The sequence below is a fragment of the Candidatus Zixiibacteriota bacterium genome (genome assembly GCA_040752595.1).
Taxonomy (GTDB): Bacteria; Zixibacteria; MSB-5A5; order WJJR01; family WJJR01; genus JACQFV01.
Map to the genome: position 1 here is coordinate 294579 of JBFMGX010000004.1, position 19125 is coordinate 313703.

Annotated in this window: 15 protein-coding genes and 1 tRNA gene; 5 read left to right on the forward strand and 11 right to left on the reverse strand. The window is 63.0% G+C overall.

Annotated features, from left to right (window positions below; translation table 11 throughout):
- Positions 1-79 precede the first annotated feature (79 nt).
- Positions 80-2137 carry a DUF4388 domain-containing protein gene (locus tag AB1792_01480; protein MEW5700889.1) on the reverse strand — a complete coding sequence of 686 codons (2058 nt, stop codon included), beginning with the start codon at positions 2135-2137 and terminating at the stop codon, positions 80-82.
- Entirely contained in the window at positions 2134-3213 is a 1080-nt protein-coding gene (locus tag AB1792_01485; protein ID MEW5700890.1) for a type IV pilus twitching motility protein PilT, read from the reverse strand. Before AB1792_01485 ends, AB1792_01480 begins: the two co-directional genes overlap by 4 nt.
- Before the next feature lie 483 nt (positions 3214-3696).
- Here AB1792_01485 and AB1792_01490 point away from each other — a divergent pair, with 483 nt between their 5' ends.
- Together AB1792_01490 and AB1792_01495 are read left to right on the forward strand one after the other, a co-directional pair.
- Positions 3697-4266, forward strand: coding sequence for a LemA family protein (locus AB1792_01490; GenBank protein MEW5700891.1), 570 nt, complete (start codon positions 3697-3699; stop codon positions 4264-4266).
- Positions 4267-4406: 140 nt separating this feature from the next.
- Complete coding sequence (locus AB1792_01495) at positions 4407-6134, forward strand: DUF2207 domain-containing protein (protein MEW5700892.1); 1728 nt, start codon at positions 4407-4409, stop codon at positions 6132-6134.
- Positions 6135-6353: 219 nt separating this feature from the next.
- Here the strand turns inward: AB1792_01495 and glnA are convergent, their stop codons facing one another.
- The 4 genes from glnA to AB1792_01515 all read right to left on the reverse strand — a co-directional run bounded on the left by glnA (position 6354) and on the right by AB1792_01515 (position 10617).
- Positions 6354-7766, reverse strand: coding sequence for a type I glutamate--ammonia ligase (gene glnA, locus AB1792_01500; GenBank protein ID MEW5700893.1), 1413 nt, complete (start codon positions 7764-7766; stop codon positions 6354-6356).
- A gap of 517 nt (positions 7767-8283) precedes the next feature.
- Positions 8284-8910: a hypothetical protein gene (locus AB1792_01505; GenBank protein MEW5700894.1), complete on the reverse strand. Its 627-nt coding sequence runs from the start codon at positions 8908-8910 to the stop codon at positions 8284-8286.
- An 840-nt stretch (positions 8911-9750) separates the two neighbouring features.
- Entirely contained in the window at positions 9751-9939 is a 189-nt protein-coding gene (locus AB1792_01510; protein MEW5700895.1) for a hypothetical protein, read from the reverse strand.
- A gap of 51 nt (positions 9940-9990) precedes the next feature.
- Positions 9991-10617: a hypothetical protein gene (locus AB1792_01515; GenBank protein ID MEW5700896.1), complete on the reverse strand. Its 627-nt coding sequence runs from the start codon at positions 10615-10617 to the stop codon at positions 9991-9993.
- Positions 10618-11002: 385 nt separating this feature from the next.
- Between AB1792_01515 and AB1792_01520 the strand changes: the two genes are divergently transcribed.
- A complete protein-coding gene (locus AB1792_01520; protein ID MEW5700897.1) occupies positions 11003-11746 on the forward strand; it encodes a hypothetical protein in 744 nt (247 codons plus the stop codon).
- Positions 11747-12077: 331 nt separating this feature from the next.
- Here AB1792_01520 and AB1792_01525 read toward each other — a convergent pair whose 3' ends face one another.
- Positions 12078-14252, reverse strand: coding sequence for a S46 family peptidase (locus AB1792_01525; GenBank protein ID MEW5700898.1), 2175 nt, complete (start codon positions 14250-14252; stop codon positions 12078-12080).
- Between the two features lie 193 nt (positions 14253-14445).
- Here AB1792_01525 and bfr point away from each other — a divergent pair, with 193 nt between their 5' ends.
- Together bfr and AB1792_01535 are read left to right on the forward strand one after the other, a co-directional pair.
- Positions 14446-14916 (forward strand): bacterioferritin, encoded by a 471-nt coding sequence (bfr, locus tag AB1792_01530; protein MEW5700899.1) that lies wholly within the window; start codon positions 14446-14448, stop codon positions 14914-14916.
- A 244-nt stretch (positions 14917-15160) separates the two neighbouring features.
- The gene (locus AB1792_01535; protein MEW5700900.1) at positions 15161-15952 is read left to right on the forward strand and encodes an SDR family oxidoreductase; all 792 of its coding nucleotides are present in this window, start codon (positions 15161-15163) and stop codon (positions 15950-15952) included.
- 151 nt (positions 15953-16103) lie between these two features.
- Here the strand turns inward: AB1792_01535 and AB1792_01540 are convergent, their stop codons facing one another.
- The 4 genes from AB1792_01540 to AB1792_01555 all read right to left on the reverse strand — a co-directional run bounded on the left by AB1792_01540 (position 16104) and on the right by AB1792_01555 (position 19045).
- Positions 16104-16280 carry a hypothetical protein gene (locus tag AB1792_01540; GenBank protein ID MEW5700901.1) on the reverse strand — a complete coding sequence of 59 codons (177 nt, stop codon included), beginning with the start codon at positions 16278-16280 and terminating at the stop codon, positions 16104-16106.
- A 31-nt stretch (positions 16281-16311) separates the two neighbouring features.
- A complete protein-coding gene (locus AB1792_01545; protein ID MEW5700902.1) occupies positions 16312-17328 on the reverse strand; it encodes a VCBS repeat-containing protein in 1017 nt (338 codons plus the stop codon).
- A gap of 184 nt (positions 17329-17512) precedes the next feature.
- Complete coding sequence (gene hisS, locus AB1792_01550; GenBank protein ID MEW5700903.1) at positions 17513-18940, reverse strand: histidine--tRNA ligase; 1428 nt, start codon at positions 18938-18940, stop codon at positions 17513-17515.
- 31 nt (positions 18941-18971) lie between these two features.
- Positions 18972-19045, reverse strand: a tRNA-His gene (locus AB1792_01555).
- Between the last annotated feature and the right edge of the window lie 80 nt (positions 19046-19125).

Genomic DNA, 19125 nt, shown 5'->3' on the forward strand with positions numbered 1-19125 from the left:
AGAATCCGTGGGCAGGGGGGCTTTCAGCCCTCTGATAGTGGTTACAGAGCACGCACCCTACAGCCACCTACATCTGTAATCACGTTCTCGCAGGCGTGGCGGCCTGCGATTCCCGTTTGCCCTCATCGATCAGGCGGCACCCTTCCAGCAGCATCGCTTCGTTGGGCAAATGGCAGTTGACCTGGGGCATCGTCTCCACCGGGCTAAAGGAGAAGGTGGCGTCCGGCCAAGAGAGGATGTCGTAGACCGCCGACTCACCCGATCTGTCCGTCGTCTCGGCGAACTTGATCTGTCCCTGCCACAAAATCACCGTCGCCTGCGTCCGCCCATGGTGCAACTCGATCTTCACTGATCGGCTGCCGGCGGCGAGAATCTGCACCATATCGATGAAGCTGAGCTGGCCGAGCGTGCCGGTGACCGCTTCACTCTTGTGCTGGACCTGCGGCCGCTTCTGGACAGCGCGCCGGAGTTTGGCGGAGGCCACACCGGCATCCCATGCGCCACTCCAGACATCTTCATACCCGGCTTCCAACGCGGTCCGGGCCCGGCTGGAATCGAATTCCTCCATCAAGAGGAAGTTGGCGATTCCGGGGGCGACGTGAGATTGCCAGCGTATCCAGTCGATCGCCCCCGATGCGGCCCAGACGACGGCATCGGGTTTGCGCCGTTCGGTCAGCGTGCGTGCCTCGGCCGCACCATGGGAGACTACCACACGCCATCCTTCGTTCTCCAGAAGCAGGACGAGGTGTTGCCACTCGACCGGATGATCGGACACGAGCATGACCTCGGCCGGACCGGGGGGGAGGTACCCTTCCAGCACTTCCTCGCGTACGACGCGAAGCAGCGCCTCCACAGCGAGCGGATCGTACGTCTTGCCGGATTCCTGGCGAAGCGACTCCGCCAGTGCGCCGGCGGCCTCGATCGTCTTCACCGGATGTTGAGCGCCGGCGGCGAGGAACGAGCGGATCACGGCGTACACACGCGCCGGGAACGGTGCATCCGGGGCCGATTGCCCCGGTGCCAGCCCGGTCTCGTCGAAACGTCTCTCCGCGGCCTGTATGACCTCGACAATGGGATACGGGCAACCGAGCTGCTCCGCCAGGATCGCCTGTTCGTTTGCGGTCGTTGCCCGTGCCGCGAGGAGCGGGGCCAGTTCGCAGGTCGCCACAAGGGTGTCCGTCTCGTACGGCTGCATCCTCAGGACCCGCGCCATCGCCACGGCACAGCGCGAGGCCGCCCCGTCATCCTGGTTCTTGCCTGGCCCCGACCAGCGCCGTGCCCACGCGGCCAACCGGAGGTACCCATCGCGCAGCCGTTCATACGACAGCGGTGAGCGCAGCAGGCAGGTGGTCCACGAGGGACGGGCGATCAATTGCAGACGCGGCAGGGCGCGTTTCAGGCGGGTCAACGAATCGGGATTGCAGAGCGCATTGTCCTCATCGTAGACCAGATGGTCCCAATCTCCCTCTGGGATGCTCCGACCGTCCCAGTTGGACACGACGCACCGTTCGACTTCCAACAGCGACCGCAGCAGCTTGGCGACGAACGGCTGTGAGAGCCAGAGGAGCACATGGGCAACCGCGTCGGTCGGTGCCGTGGTGTCCAGAGGCGCATCCGTCTTGTTGGCGGTAAACCCGAATTCCAGCGACAGGCCGGTCGGGCGGGAGGACACCGGCAAACCGGATGCCTCATAACCGCCCCGACGGTAGAACCGATCCCACATCCGCTGCAGGGAGACTTGCGGCGCGGCCACGATGGTCAGCGTGCGGATATTGGCATGAAAACGGATTTCGTCGGCGGTCACGACGTCCAACGGGTCCACCATCGCCACCCGAAGGGACTTCCCCTCGGGGTCGTATGACAGCGGGATCATCGCCTTGGCGCGCGCCCAATTCTCCCGGAACAACGCCAGGGCATCGTCATCGGGCACGGCCGTCGCCGGGTCCCAGATCGGCGTGTCGTACTGCTCGGCGAGTGCCTCCGCCAGTCGCGTCTCGTTGATGATTCCCAGTTGCACGAGCGCCGATCCCCAGCGAATGCCCGTGCGTTGCTGCTGACGGAGTCCCTGGAGAATCTGCTTCTCCGTGACCCAGCCACGCCGCAGCAGAATGGCGTCGAGTCGCTCGCCCTTCATCATGCGACCGGCTCCGGCTGACGTGTGGCGAGACTCATCGTGTACAGAGAGGGTGTGGCGGCGGCCGCCAGAGCGGCCTCGGTCGTGATGACGCCTTCGTCGGTCAGTTGTGCCAGGTGATGTTCGAGTAACTGCATGCCCTCGCGACGTCCGGTCTGGATCGCCGAGATGAGTTGATGTGTCTTCCCTTCCCGGATCATGTTCGCGATCGCGGGGGTGTTGAGCATGATCTCCATCGCCGCGATCCGTCCGGTGCCGTCGGCGCGACGCAGCAACTGCTGCGCCAGCACGCCGCGCAGTCCCTCCGAGAGCAGCACCCGGGTCTGGGCCTGTTGGTCGGCCGGGAAGGCGTCGATGAGCCGATTCACGGTCTGGGCGGCGTTCTTCGTGTGCAGCGTGGCGAAGACACACAGCCCAAGCTCGGCGGCAGTCAGGGCGAGGTGGATCGTCTCCAGGTCGCGCATTTCACCAACGAGGACGACATTGGGATCTTCACGCAATGAAGCGCGCAACGCGCGGGCGAAATCGCGTGTATGGCTGCCGACCTGGCGCTGGTTGATCAGGCAGCGCTTGTTGACGTGGACGAATTCCAGCGGATCTTCGAGCGTGATGATGTGCCTGCCTTGCGTTTCATTGAGGTGATTGATCATCGCCGCCAGGGTCGTCGACTTCCCGGAGTTGGTCGGTCCGGTGACGAGAACAAGACCGCGAGTCGTTTCGGCCAGGCGCGTGACCACTTCGGGGAATCCCAAGGCGGCCAGCGTCGGCGGCTCCTCCGGAATCAGACGCAGAACCGCCGCCGGTCCGCGATGGTCGCGGAAGACATTGACGCGAAACCGGGCGTAGCCCGGGATCGTATGCGCCGTGTCCAGGTCCCACTGGCTTTCGAACGATTCGATCTGTTCGCTGGACAGGATCTCATAGACCAACAACTCGACCTCAGGAGCGGCCAGGGGACGATCATTGGCGGGGACCAGCTCGCCGCGGATGCGGAAGGTCACCGGCGCCGCCGTGACGAGATGCACGTCGGAGGCATCCAACTCCTTCATGTGCCGGAGAATGTCATCGATCTGCGGCATCGTCCCTCCTGGGGCCAGGGAAGCCCCCATCATCTCCATTTTCGGCTGTTGGGGGCATGCGGATGAGCGGGGCAGGTTACGACCGAGCCTAGTGCTGAAAGATCGGACAGACGGTGCAGGACATTGCATCTGCTCGGATGCCTGTGGAAAAGCAGATTCCTCGCTACGCTCGGAACGACAGGCTCACGACGGGAACCCGCCATCTTCCTGTCACCCCGAGCGCAGCGAGGGGTCTGCTGTTCGCGATGCGCTTTGCTGTCGGTGGTCAATGCACAATCGGGCTCAACTGAGTTTGCCGGTGGCCGCGCCCGGTGAATCGCCCTTGCCCGATGCTCTCAACAGCGGCTTATTGCCGTGGCATCGGCGGACATCGACCGGGGGAGCGAAACACATGGAGCGACCGCACGTAATATCACCCTGATTTCCGACGATGACTCATGATATATCCCATCACGTTCACGTTGGGGAGGGGAAGGAGTCACCATGCTGGGATTCTTCATCTTTCTGGGACTGCTCGTCGTCGTGGCCTTCTGGGTCATCGGCATCTACAACGCGCTGGTGCGCCTGCGCGTGCAGTGCGACAATGCCTGGTCCGACATCGACGTGCAGTTGAAGCGGCGCTATGACCTGATCCCGAATGTCGTGGAGACGGTCAAGGGGTATGCCACGCACGAGCGCAAGGCGTTCGAGGACGTCATCAACGCCCGGGCCCGTGCCATGTCGGCGCAAGGTCCGGCGGCCAAGGCCGAGGCGGAGAACATCCTCACGGGCACGCTGAAATCGCTGTTTGCGTTGGCGGAGAACTACCCGCAGCTCCGGGCGATCGAGAGCTTCACCCAATTGCAGTCCACGCTCTCCGAGATCGAGGAGTTCATCCAAAGCGCGCGCCGGTACTACAACGCGGTCGTCCGCGATCTGAACACGCGGATTGCGATCTTCCCGTCGAACATCATCGCCGGTATGTTCGCCTTCAAACCGCGCGAGTTCTTCGAGCTGGAGACACCGGCCGAGCGGGTGGCGCCGAAGGTCAACTTCGAAACCGAAAAGGCGTAGCGTCGGAGACACCAGGTGCGGCTGACCGACCGGCATGGAGACGTGTGCCACGGGTCTTCAGACCCGTGTCTTCGACGCGCCCTCGAGATGGGCACGGGTCTGAAGACCCGTGGCACAGGCTATCTGGACAGGGGGTGGCGATGATGCGCAAGCTGATGCTGCCCGCTCTGGTGCTGTGGCTGATCGTGTCACCGGCGGCCGCCGCGGCGCGCTCGTTAGCGATCGAGCAGTTCTCCGCTCAAGTCGGCGTCCACAGCGACGGCTCGATTGTCGTGAGCGAGACGATCCGTCTGCGTTTCACCGGCTCGTGGAACGGCATTTATCGGACGATCCCGATCGACTACCGTACGCCGCAGGGCTTCAACTACAACCTGCGATTGCAGGGGATCGAGGTCACCGACGAGGCCGGGAATCCGCTCAAGCGCAAGATCGGCCGGCAACGGCACTACCAGGAGATCAAGATCTGGGTGCCGAATGCCGTCAACGCCGTTCGTACAGTCGTCGTCCGCTACCGTGTGCCGAACGCTCTACGTTTCTTCGAAGATCACGACGAGTTGTACTGGAACATCACCGGCGACGAGTGGGAAATGCCGATCGAGTCGGCGACCGCCGACATTACCCTGCCTGACGGCGCCTCCGGGCTGCGGGCGCTGGCATTCACCGGCTCGCATGGTTCCAAGTCGCAAGACGCCGAAGTCACGATCAACGGCAATCGCGTGCAACTTCGAATGCTGCGGCCGCTCGCGTTCCGTGAAGGGTTGACCGCCGTGATCGGCTGGGACAAGGGTGTCGTGCAGCCGCCCGGGGCGACCGCCCGCATCGCCGACTTCGTGCGTGCCAATTGGCTTCTGGTCATCCCGGTGTTCGTCTTCCCCCTGATGTTCCGGATGTGGTCGAAGCATGGCCGCGACCCGCGCTTGCGCCCGATCGCTGTACGGTATGACCCCCCAGAGGGATTGACACCTGGTGAAGTCGGGACTCTGGCCGACAACTCGCCGGATATGCGCGACGTCACCGCGACTTTGGTTGATCTGGCCACGCGCGGCTATGTGGCCATTGAAGAGAAAGATGAACCGAAGCTCTTGGGACTAATGTCCGGCAAGGACTTCTCATTCCAACTCCTCAAGCCGCTGAGGGAGTGGGACGGCTTGGCGCCGCATGAGTACGCTTTGCTTGATGCCATCTTCGACACAGGTCAACTGACTTTCGTGCCACTCGATGCGCTGAAGAATCGCTTCTACACCAGACTGCCCGGCATCCGGGACCGGCTGTTCTCGCGGCTGATGGATCGGCGCTACTACCGTTCCCGCCCGGATCGGGTTAAGGCGTCGTACATTGCCGGCGGATTCCTCGCCGGCGGGATCATCGCCGGTGTCGGCATTGTCTTGAGCGATCAATGGGGGATGGCCCCGGCGGCGGCAGTGGTCGCCGGAGCGTTGACCGCGCTGATCATCGGCGGATTCGGATTGATCATGCCGGCACGCACCGCTCTTGGGGCGCAGGCCCTCGAAGGCGTGCTCGGCTTCGAGGAGTTTCTGCGGCGGGTAGAAGGTCCTCGTTTCGATCGCAAGGACATGACGCCATCGTTGTTTGAGAAATACCTCCCGTATGCCATGGCGCTGAGCGTGGAGCACAGTTGGTCGAGCGCCTTCGATGGCATCGCCAAGCAGCCGCCGCAATGGTATCGCGGGGCTGTCCCCGGCGGAATCTTCCATCCTGCGCTGTTCGCCACCCGGTTGGGGAGCATGTCGCAGCATACGGCCTCGGTTATGACCTCGGCGCCGCGCGCTCGTGCCGGACGCTCCGGTTTTGGTGGCGGTGGATTCTCCGGAGGCGGCTTCGGCGGCGGCGGGGGACGGGGATTCTAATGAGGGCGTGGCCGCAGTTGTACCCGTGCCAGATGGAGCAGGGGCGAGGCGCTGCCTCGCCCTTCGACCCAACGAACAAGGGCGACCCACCGGGTCGCCCCTACAACCGAGGACATGTGCGGGCGTGGCCGCGATCTGTGATCGCGGTCCCGCGAAGCGGGACAATCACAACGCGCCGCACGCCGCGATCAGAGATCGCGGGCACACACACCTGCCGCCTCAGCTATCATAGTACATCTCAAACTCGTACGGCGTCGGGCGGCTGCGGATCTGATCGACGTCCTTGCGTTTGAGCGCCACCCAGCTCTCCAACAAGTCCTCGGTGAACACGCCGCCGGCCACGAGGTACTTGTGGTCGGCTTCGAGGGCATTGAGTGCCTTATTTAGCGACGTGGGCAGTTGGTGGATGCGCGCCAGCTCGGTGGCGGGAAACTGTTCGAGACTGCGGTCCAATGGCGATCCGGGATCGAGCTTGCTCTTGATGCCGTCGATTCCCGCCATCAGCATGGCGGCAAAGGCGAGATAGGGATTCATCGTGCCGTCGGGGGGACGGAACTCCAAGCGCATCTTCTTGGGGTCGCGCTGGTATCCGGGGATGCGCACGCAGGCGGTGCGGTTGCCGACTCCGTAGGTCCCGGCGACCGGCGCCTCGAAGCCGGGGACCAGGCGCTTGAATGAGTTGGTCGAGGGATTCGTGAACGCCAAAATCGAGTCGGCGTGCGCCAACAGACCGCCGATGTAGTGCAGTCCCAAGCGCGACAAGCGGCAGGTTCCCTTGGCATCGTGGAACAATGACCCCTTGCGGTCGGCGAGGTACTGATGCACGTGCAGGCCGGAGCCCGGTTCATTGAACAGCGGCTTGGGCATGAAAGTCGCCGACTTGCGCACGCGGAAACACTGGTTCTTGATCATGTATTTCACCAGCATCGTCTGGTCGGCCGCTTTCAGAAGAGGGGAGAAGTCGATCTCGATCTCATGCTGTCCGGCGCCGCCGACTTCATGGTGATGGTATTTCAGCCCCACGCCGGCGGCCGCGAGCAATGTCGCAATCTCCGAGCGCAAGTTGAAGGTCCGATCCAGCGGCGGGGCGACGTGATACCCGCGCTTGTAGGGGATCTTGTACGCCAGCGCCTCCTGATCGACACCGGCGTTCCAGGCCGCCTCGACCGCTTCGAGGCGATAGAAGGCATGCTCCGGGCGCTGGGAGAAATCGACCCGGTCAAAGACATAAAACTCGAATTCCGGCCCCAAGATGGCGCGGGCTCCCTTCACGACCTTGTCGAGATGGCGTTCGGCGTCGTGGGCCACCCGACGGGGATTGCGCGAGTACGGGGTGGTTTTCTCGCCGGCATCCATGATGTCCCCGACCATCGACAACGTCGGGCGTTCGAAGAACGGGTCCAGAAAGGCAGACTGTGGATCGGGCAACAGGATCATGTCGCCGCGCTCAATCGACGCGAAACCGGGCATCGACGAGCCATCCACGCCAACCCCGGCAGTGAACAAGTTGTCGTTCAGAGAGCTCAAAGGCAGCGTGACATGATGCCAATGCCCCGGCAAATCGCAGAATTTCAGATCGATGAACTCCGCCCGCACATCCTTCGCCATCTTGACCACTGTCTCGGATACCATGATTCCCGTCTCCTCACGACGCATCAACGGGCGCCGTGGTGGCAATATAAGCAGACGGCATCCGCAGGACTTCGGCGGAACTCAGGTCTCGGGGCCCCTTGACGGCGGCGTCGGCGTCAGAATCGGCTGTCCACGCCTCGCGCGAGGGGGGCGTACGCGCAAACAGGAGCATAACCATCTCGTTTTGACAAGATGAAAAGTACATCTTGACAACTGTTGTCGGCGAGGTGATCTTTGGAATAGTCCGTGTCGGGGTCAGTGGCAATGTCGGCGGCCCCGGGGTCTTCCAACACTACCCACCGAGGAGGTGGTTTATGGTCACCATCCGTGGTGAACCGCGCCGTTCAGCGACGGGGCAAGCGATATCCTGTCTTGGTCCTCCCGCTGTCGTCGCGGCAGTAATGGTCCTCGTCTGTCTTGCCCTCGCTCCTTTCGGTGCCGCGCGTGCGGCATCCGATCCTCAACCCTCTCCGCTCTTCGCGCGCAGTTTGCAGCAGTCGATCCAAAAGTTTGACGATCAGGGAGTTGCGGCTCCAGTCGCACGGCCGGCCGGGAACGGTTTGGCCCTTGCGGCACGACCTGCGGGAGCGGATACTCTGCCGACGATGGCCGGGTTCCCGACCTGCGCCGGGATGCAGACCTGCCCCGGCACCGCCAGTTGCGGTGGAACATCGACCTGCCCGGGGACGACGACCTGTGGGCAGACCTGTATGGGAACAGCCACCTGCACTGGCACCGCCACGTGCGGTTTGGCGACCTGCCCCGGGCTGTTCACCTGTGTGGGCTCAGTGACCTGTACCGGTTCGGGCACATGTGACGCTTCGGCGACCTGCGTCGGCCAGACAACGTGTGGCGGGAGCACCTGCCAGGGGACGTTTACCTGTCCCGGTACACTCACGTGTCCCGGAACCATGACATGCGACGGGTCCGCGACGTGCGGCTGGTATCCGACCTGCATGGGGTATTCATCGTGTTTGGTCGACTGCAATCCGACGATGCAGGGGATGTCCACGTGCCAGGGCTCATCGACTTGTCCCGACGCACCGACTTGCAGCGGCGCTTCGACATGCCAGGGAACATACACATGCATGGGTTCGGCGACGTGTCCCAGCACGCCCACGTGCCCCGGGCCGGCGACCTGCATTGGCTATGTCACGTGCACACCCGGTCCTACGTGTGATGCCGCGCCGACCTGCTATGACGTGGTGTGCCGGCCGACCATGCCGGGGATGATGACCTGCCAATACAACTACACTTGCCCGGGGGCGTACACCTGCCCTGGTCAGAGCACATGCCACGGGACTGAGACCTGTGACGGCCATCTGACCTGTACGTATGGTCCGACCTGTAGCGGGACTGCCGGTCCCACTTGCTCGAGCGAGCCCACCTGCCCCCACACTGAGACTTGCTGGGGCCAGGCGACCTGTCAGGGCGCGCCGACGTGTCCCGGATCGGAGACTTCGGCCGGATCGCCCACGTGTATTGGGACCAGTACCTGTGAAAGTGGGCCAACGTGCTATGGTTTCCCGACTTGCAATGGCTCACCGACGTGCTTCGTGACGTGTGACATCACCTGTGCGTCGCATGCGACCTGCGACGGCACGCCGACATGCAGCCCCGGCACAACGTGCATCGACTTCCCGACCTGCTATGGCGAATCGACCTGCGGGACGCCGACCTGTCCCGGTGTGGCCACGTGTCCGGGCTACACAACCTGTGCGGGTTCAGAGACGTGCCCTGACATGTCGACCTGCCATGGATACACGACCTGCGACGGGTACCTGACATGTACCACAGGCCCAACCTGCGGCGGTGACATCGGTCCGACCTGCGCCGGAGAGGCAACCTGTGAAGGGTCGTTGACCTGCTGGTACACACAGACATGCCATGGATTCCCGACCTGTCCGGAGTGGCCGACATCACCGGGATATCCCACCTGTGAAGGCTCGTTCACCTGTTACAGTGCGTACACGACATGCGCGGGTCAACCCACATGCCAGCCGGCCTTCCCATGCGAGCCGACCATGCCGGGAATCCCGACTTGCGCCGGGTACGAAACCTGCGAAGGCACTTTCACGTGCTTCGGGACCCCCACCTGCAAGAACATGTCGACCTGCCCTGGCGCTGAAACCTGCGATGGGACGAGCACCTGCGTCGGCGGCGTGACTTGCATGCACATCGCCACCTGCCCCGATCAGCCGACCTGCAAAGGGTACATGACCTGCTACCGCAATATCACCTGCGCCGGCGGGGCCACACCGACCTGCAATCCCGAGCCGACCTGCAGTTGGTCGGTGACCTGCACCGGCAGCACGACATGTCCTGGTACCGAGACCTGTATTGGTGCCAACACCTGTCCGGGGGCGCCCACTTGCACCGGCACCATGACCTGCTCACCCGATGGGTCCACCTGTATGGGGAGCCCGACCTGTGTCGGCAGCACAACGTGTGCCGGCTCAGGAACATGCCCGGGAGCGCCGACGTGCGATCCGATCGAGACCTGCGACGGCATGGTGACCTGCGCGGGCACGGTGACTTGCGTCGGCGAGATGACCTGTCCCGGTTGGGAGACCTGCCGCGGTACCGTGACTTGCGACATCACGTGCGACGGGGCGACGACCTGTCCAGGCACCTCGACCTGTGCGGGTACGGAATCGTGCATCGGAACCACGACCTGTCCCGGCACGAGTACGTGTCCTGGTGAGTTGACCTGCACCGGGACCGGAACCTGTCCGGGTGATCCGAGTTGCGGCGACGTGACCTGCGCCCCGCAACCGACCTGTGACCAGGATCCGTCTTGCTGGGGCGGCGCAACCTGCGTCGGCGCCAACACCTGTCCGGGAACAGCCACGTGTGCAGGATTCTCCTGCCCGGGCGGACCGACCTGCACCGGCGTTTTGACGTGTCCGGGCGGTACGACCTGCGACGGGACCTCGACCTGCAGGGCGGCGGTGACCTGCCCCGGAGCGCCGACATGCTACGGGACCGCAACGTGTGCCGGCGGACTGACCTGTGAGCAGAATCCCACGTCACCAGGGTATCCGACGTGTGAAGGGTCGACCACTTGCATCCCGGCCATAACATGCGATCCGACGCCGACATGCAGCCAATTCCCGACGTGCGGCTACTACTACACGTGTCCCGGGTGGATGACCTGTGGAGGACCAGGTACACCGACGTGCGATGGGACGCCAACCTGCACTTTTGGTTCGACCTGCCCAGGAACCCCGACATGCATGATGACTGAGACCTGCGTGCAGCCAACATGCCCAGGTGGAATGACCTGTCCGGAGGGCACGACCTGTGTCGGCTTCATCACCTGCGAGGGCATGACGACCTGTCACTACACGGCGACCTGCTCCGGTTACTTCACCTGCGAGCAATCTCCGACGTGTGACGGCTTCCCGACCTGTCCGGGGTCAATGACCTGCATGGGCACGGCGACTTGCGGCGGCGGAGTGACCTGCGACGGGTCCGCAACGTGCGTGGGACCGACCTGCGGCGGTGAGGCGACCTGCACCGGCGGGGCCACCTGCAACTACCAGCCGACCTGCTGGAACATCATTACCTGCCCCGGCTGGACAACCTGTCCGGGGACGGCGACCTGTGCGCCGGAAGCGACCTGTCCGGGGATTCCGACCTGCGGCGGTTACACGACCTGTCTGCCAATGCCGGAGTGCTTCCAGTGCTCGTGCCCGTGCCACGGCGATCCGGTGTGCGACGGCGTACCCAACGTTCAGGATGTGGTGGCGACGGTCAATGTCGCGTTCCGCGGCGGCGCGCCGACCTACGATCCGACGTGTGTTCAGGGGAATCCGGCGCAGCGCACCGACCTGAACTGTGACGGGGTCTGCACGGTGCAGGATGTCGTGCGCATGGTCAATGTGGCGTTCCGGGGTTATGCTCCGGCGACGCAAATCTGCGACCCGTGCGCCTGCAACCCCTACCCGACCAACTGCCCACCTCTGCCGCCTGATTGACCAACTTGGTCGGCCGAAACACAACGGGGCATCCCAATCGGGATGCCCCGTTCTTCTGTGCACACAGTCGACTGTGTTCCATGTGCCACTGACCTTGGTCAGTGTCGTCTCCTCCATCTGGAGAGCAGGACGATCCGTGCAGGCGATGGCTGCCCGAGCTGGAGCGGTCAGTTCGTCAACGTCGCCACTGACCAAGGTCAGTGGCACACACGCGTCTGCAACGAACGTGGCACTGACCAAGGTCAGTGGCACACACGCGTCTGCAATGAACGTGCCACTGACCTTGGTCAGTGGCACACGTATTTCGGCTCACCCAACGCCGTCTGAATGATCACCGGACCGTCATCTCGGCGATCAGTTCCCTGGCGCCCATGACCGTGTCGAGCGTGAAGAGAATGTAGCGCGTGTCGACATTGATCGTGCGCGTCACGCGCGGCTCGAACTGGTAGTCGGCCGCAATCGACTCATAGTTCCCGTCGAAGCAGAGGCCGATCAACGCGCCGGTGGCGTTCACCACCGGGCTGCCCGAGCTCCCGCCGGTCGTGTCGTGATTGGTGAGGAAATCGACGGGCACATCGCCGAGCGCAACGTCGAGGTAGCGTCCGAAGTCCTTCCGCCGCAGCGCCTCGATAAGCGCCGGCGGTGAATGGAACGGCTCTTTCCCGGTCTCTTTCTCACCGACGCCGGTGAGCGTCGTGAAGCACGAGTAATGCACCGCATCGGCCGGAGAGTATCCCTGTAGGATGCCGTAGGTCAGACGCATCGTGCCGTTCGCATCGGGATAACGCGGCCCCAATCCGAGCTCGCGATAGGCGGAGATCAACTCGGGATTGAGTTTCTTGAGGGCGCCGTCGAATTCCTTGCCGGTCTCGCGCATCGTCTCGGTCTCATCATAGAGGGCAACCGCTAATTCGATGAACGGGTCGTTCTGCGCCCGCAGTTGCTCGCGCGTCATATCGAACATCGTCATGCGATCCTCGACGGTCCCGACTTTGGTGCCGTCATAGAGCCGGTCCGCCAGCGACGTGATCGCGGCCTCAGTCCCTTGGGAGGAAGCGTCGCCGACCAACCGATCGAGCGGGGCAATCCGTTGATCCGCGGGCAGCGCCATCGCCCGTTTCAGCATGTAGATCAGCATCGTGCGATCAACGGCAGGGACGAGATTGACCTGCTCCTCGCGCAGACGGCGCTTCAGCGCGGGGACTTGCCGTTCCATGTACGCCGGTTCGCGGTCCATGTCCTTCTTCGTCTTCTCGATGGACCACCTGTTCAGGCGGCTGGCGAAACTGTAGAAGCGGCAGGAGCGTCCCAACCAGGAGAGGACTCTCTGCTTCTCGCGGTAGGAACGGCGCTTCTCATGCAGCGCCCGCAAACCCGGGAGCGTCTGCCCGTACTTCGCGGCCAGATCGGGGTGGTTCTTCAGAGCGGAGGTCAGGGCTTCTTCCTGGTGTTGCCGGTGCTCCAGGACATGCCCCTTGGCCAAGCCGGTGAGCATCCCTTCGTTGTTCTTCAAGTAATTGGCCAGTCCCTCGATACGCGCTTCCACGCGCACGGCGACCTCGGGGTCGTCCTTGCCCGCGTTCTCCATGATCGCGATCATGTCGCGGCGGTATTGAATGTCCGTGGGGAGGAAGTCATTGACCGCCTCATCGATGGCAAACGAGCTCTCAAAGCGGGACGTCCCGCCCGGATAGCCGATCGTCATCGCGAAGTCGCCCTCCCGCAAGGGTCCCGCCGACACCGGCAGGAAGACACGTGGGTGATAGGGGACATTCTCCTTGGCATACTCCGCCGAGCGACCGTTCGGGGCCACATACGCTCTCAGGAACGAGTAGTCGCCGGTGTGACGCGGCCACATCCAGTTGTCGATCTCGCCGCCGAAGTTGCCGATTCCGACCGGCGGCACCGCAACGATGCGGATGTCCTGTATCTTGAAGTAGGTGATCAGAACGTATTGGCGGCCGCCGTCGAACGCTTCCACCTCGCACTTGACGTCTCGTCCCTTTTCCGCCTGGGCAACCAATTGCTTGGTGCGTTTCTCGATCGCCCGGTACCGCTGCAGATCCGACATACCCGTCTTCAACACGCTGGTCACCTTCGCGGTCACGTCCTCGAACGACTGGCAGACATAGCAGTTGTAGCCGATGGCGGGAATCTCCTCGGCGCGCGTCCGCGCCAGGAACCCGTCGTCGATGTAGTTCTTCTCCGCCGTGCTCTGGCTCTGGATGGCGCCGAAGGCGACATGGTGGTTGGTGACGATCAGCCCCTCGGGCGAAACAAACGATCCCGAACCGCCGCCGATCTGAACCACCGCCCCCCAGAGCCCGCTGCCGTCCGGATTGTAGATTTCCCCGGGGGCGAGCTTCAGTCCCATGGCTTTGAGGGAATCGAAATTGAGCTGGTCAAGCGAGAACATCGGCCACATGCCTTCATCGGCCCGCACGGGGACAACGAGCAGCGCGGCGATGACGGCGATCCAGAGACAGACAGTTGGCACCTTGCGCATTTTCGGCCTCCTTTTGGACCAAGAAAGATACAACGCCCCATTCTGCGAGTAAATCCACCGTCCGTTCGCCATGGCCCAGTTTTTTGACACTTTGGCCCCAGGGCAATCCCTTGTCTGTCGGGGTGGTATTGCCTAACCTGTCGGTTGAAACAGGCGATGACGATCCAGAACGGGAAACCCGAAGGAGACGGCGATGAAAGGCAACGAGCAGGTGATCAAGACGCTCAACGCCATGCTGGCCGATGAGCTGACTGCGGTCAATCAATACATGGTGCACTCGGAGATGTGCGACAACTGGGGATACGAACGGCTGCACAAGGCGATCGAGAAGCGGGCGATCGAGGAAATGAAGCACGCGGAACGCTTGATTGCCCGCATTCTGTTCCTGGAAGGCCAGCCGGTGGTCAACCGACTCGGAGACATCCGCATTGGCCATGATGTCGAAGCCCAGTTCGTCATCGACCAGCAGTCCGAGACGGGCGCGGTCGCGGCCTATAATGCCGCGATCAAGCAGGCCGTGGAATTGGGTGACAACGGCAGCCGCGAGTTGCTGGAGTCGATTCTCAAAGACGAAGAGAATCACCTCGACTGGCTGGAAGCTCAATTGGATCAAATCCGGCACATGGGTGTCAAGACCTACCTGACGGAACAGGTGGATGAATAGCGAGAGGGAACTGTAGGGGCACAGCGTGCTGTGCCCGAATCGTGTGTCCCTCGACGATGTTGACGGGCACGGCCCCTCGGCTCCGCTCGGGATCTGCGACACGCCGTGCCTGTACACAGGACATATTCGACGAGGGAATCGCAAACAAGGGGCTTCAGCCCCTTGCCGTCCGTGACTGGCACGAATTGAGGACAGGGGGCTTTCAGCCCCCTGATGGTGGGCAAAGCCCGCCTACGATCATCACATGGACCTCGGACTGAAGGACAAGGTCGCCCTGGTCGCCGCCGCCAGCCGCGGGCTGGGCAAAGCCGTGGCGCTGCAACTGGCCCGCGAAGGCGCGCGGGTCGCGATCTGTTCCCGCGCACAGAGCGCCATTGATGCCGCGGCGGCGGACATTCGCCATCAGACCGGCGCAGAGGTGATCGGCGTTGCCGCCGATGTCACGCGGGCCTCCGACGTGCGTGATTTGGCGCGCAAGACCACCGGCGCGTTTGGTGCTATTGACATACTCGTGACCAACGCCGGCGGTCCACCCGCAGGACAGGCCGCAGAGTTCGACGTCGATGACTACCGCGCGGCGGTGGAACTCAACTTGATGAGCACGATTGCCCTGTGCTATGAGGTTCTGCCGGGACTGAAGGAACGACGCTGGGGTCGAATCGTCGCCATCACCTCGGTGGCCGCACGTCAGCCGATTGACCACTTGATCCTCTCCAATACCGCGCGCGCCGGTGTCCTGGGATTCGTGAAGACGCTGGCGGCGCAGGTCGCTACATCCGGCATCACAGTCAACGCGGTCTGCCCGGGGTACACCGACACCGAACGCATCCAGGAACTGGCGGCGATGTTCGCCGCCTCCGGCAAGGGGACGGTCGAGGAGTTCTACCGTCGCATTGAGGTCGAAGTCCCGATGAAACGCATGGGGACCCCGCAGGAGTTTGCCGACGCCGTTGCCTTCCTCGCCTCCACACGCGCCTCCTACATCACCGGCGTGGCGCTGCCGATCGATGGCGGGTACGTCAAGGCGCTGTACTGAGAGCCGTTGACGGACGAACGCCCGCTGGCGTACTCCACCAATAGTCGGGAGGGCGAAGCTCCGGCTGAGCCTCTCTCTAATGGAAGGACACAACGGCTTCTTGCGGATAGGGGGCTTTCAGCCCCCTGATGGTGGGTCCAAAGGACCCACCCTACGGTGCGCAGGGATTGCAGAACTCCACTGCGGAATTGGCGCCGCTGAAGACCACGTCGATGACGCTGACCACATCGGACATCGCGGTTACGCCGTCGCAGTCGACATCCGTCCTTGCCCTTGGACAATCCGGATCGGGCGGCAACGCTTCACCCCGGACCACGACATTCACCACCTGTACGACATCCCGCAGGTCCGAAATGGCGTCACATTGCGGGTCGCCGTGGCAGGGGCAGTGACAGGGGGACGGAGCGCAGTTGATCAGCACCAAGACATCGTCGCTGTCCCAGTTGGCCACTGCCAAGTCGGCATCGTTGTCCCCGTCCAGATCGGCGCGAAGACTGCGAAGGGCCAGTCCCCGGTCGGGTAGTTGACTGTAGCCGCACTGTGGCATCCGCGTTGTTCTTCAACACCGAGACGTTGTCGCTGGCCCAATTGGCCACCGCGAGGTCGGCATCGTTGTCCCCGTCCAAATCGGCAGCAAAGACAGAGTTCGGGCCGTCCCCGACCGCATAGTTGACTGCCGCCGCAAAAGTCCCATCGCCGTTGTTCATCAATACCGAGATCTTGTCGCTGCCGAGAGTTCCCACCGCCAAATCGGGATCATTGTCTCCGTCCAGATCGGCAGCTACGATACAGGTGGCCGAGGAAACGACCGCGTATTGTACCGGGGCGGTGAAGGTCCCATTGCCGTTATTCTCCAACACAGAGACGTCCCCGCTGCCATAATCGGCCACTGCCAGATCGGCGTCACCATCCCCATCCAGGTCAGATGCGACAATGAAGTAGGGATAGCCGCCGGCCGCATAGTCCACTGCGAGGGCAAAAGTCCCGTCGCCGTAGTTCTTGTACACCCATATGCTATTGCCTCCATAGACGGCTACCGCGAGGTCGATGTCCCCGTCGCCGTCCAAGTCCGCGGCGCAGACGGACGAGGGACCATCACCGCTCTGATATCTCACTGCTCCAGCAAAGGTTCCATCCCCGTTGTTCTTCAGCACCGCGACAGCGTTGTCCCAGCCGCGGGTGGCCACGGCGAGGTCGGCGTCCCCGTCCCCGTCGAGATCGGCGGCAACCACTGAGAAGGGGCCACCAGCGGTCGCATAGTCCACTGCCGCGTTGAAGCAGAAATCCTGTGCACCGGCAGTCGTCGGGTGCATCGTACCGCCGAGCGCAAAAATCAACATCCCCGCCAGCAAGGGCAGGGCCTCGGACCGTCGCATGATCACCTCCAGCCTTGCCGCTTGTGAAAAAGCGAACTGCCAAAACGCAAGATAATGCCTGGCGGCTGCCCGTCAATCGGAAAGACCAAGATGGACAGAGAGGAATGTCTGTCCTCCTATGAATCCGTGTGCCGTCAGGAGGACAGGCATTCCTGCCTGTCTGGGGCGACCCAACGGGTCGCCCCTACGACTCGGCGAGGTCCTTCAGGATCGACTTCACTTCTGCGATCAGGTCGGAACGGGGGATCGTTCTTTGGCCGACGCGTTTCTCGACCCACTCCTGGCGGTCTTTGGTCTGCACCTTCTGTGTCTCGATGACCTTCAGGTTCTTGATTGAGACCTGGTCGGATGCGAATTCATTCGAGCCGGCAATCACAGCGATCGGAATCTCCAATCGGTCGGCGTACTTGAGTTGCTTGCCGATGGAAGTCGCCTCACCGGTGTACATCTCAGTATGGATACCGGCTGAACGCAGCTCATGCGCCAGCCGGGCGTAGTCAACAATCCGATCTTTGTCCATCACGGTCACGATGACATCCGCGGTCGAGGGGCGCATACGGAAGCCATCGAGACGTTGCACGGCGGCCACCAGCCGGTCGATTCCGATCGAGGCCCCGGTGGCGGGGACAGGCGTGCCGGTGAAGGCGCCGATCAGCCCATCGTAGCGGCCGCCGCCCATGACGCTGCCAATCCCGGCGGTGCGCGGGTCGGTCAGCACCGCCTCGAACACGGGGCCGGTGTAGTAGTCGAGTCCCCGTGCAATACTAACGTCAATAGCAGCGTCGTTACGATCAATGCCCAGCGCGTCAAGATACTCATGAATCTCGCGCAGCTCGCCGATGCCCTCCTCGGCACCGGAGACATTGCGGAAGAGGGCGCCCACGTCGCGCAGAACCTCCGTGCGCAAACCGGCGGGAATGGCGAGAAACGCTTCGAGCCGATCGATCTGTTTCTTGTCCAGGCCCAGGCCGGGAATCAACGCGCCGGAGTCATCCTTGCGCCCCGGCCCGAGCTCGAGACGCACGGCGTCCCGTCCCTGTTTCTCGAGTTTGTCGAGCACGCGGAAGACGGCATGCGCCATGCCGGCGGGAATGCCCGCGTACGACAGCAGACTGTTCAGGATCTTGCGATTGCTGAAACGGATCCGCGAGGCCAGCCCGAGACGTGCAAACGACTCATGGATGGCGGCGATGATCTCGGCGTCGGCGATCATCGCGTCGGTGCCGACGGTGTCGATGTCGAACTGGATGAACTCACGGAAGCGGCCGGGATCGGGCTTGTCGAATCGCCAGACCGGCTGGATCTGATAGCGCTTGAACGGACGGGGGAGGTCGACATACTGCGCGACGACACGCGACAGCGGGGCGGTCAGATCGAAGCGCAGGCCGACGCGGTTCCCCTCGGGCTCGTCGAACATGTAGATCTGCTTGCTGGTCTCCTCGCCATAAGCCAGCAACGTCTCCCTGTATTCCAGCGCCGGCGTCGCCAACGGCGCAAAGCCGTACGACTCATAGACCTCGCGCACCTGCGCGGTGATCCGTTCCCGCAGCAGCATCTCACCGGGCAGCAGATCGCGAAAACCCTTGAGGAGCTTCGGTTCTACCGGAGGCATGCGCATTCTCCCTATTTCGTGGAAAGAAAGATACCGGCGTCGGGGGTCGAACCCAAGACCTCCTGATCCACAGTCAGGCGCTCTAACCAACTGAGCTACGCCGGCACGTTGCCCCGCACGAAGTTATCGGCCGCCGGGAGGGAATGCAACAGGAAAGCCGGGACGTCATGTGATGGCTTGGCCTC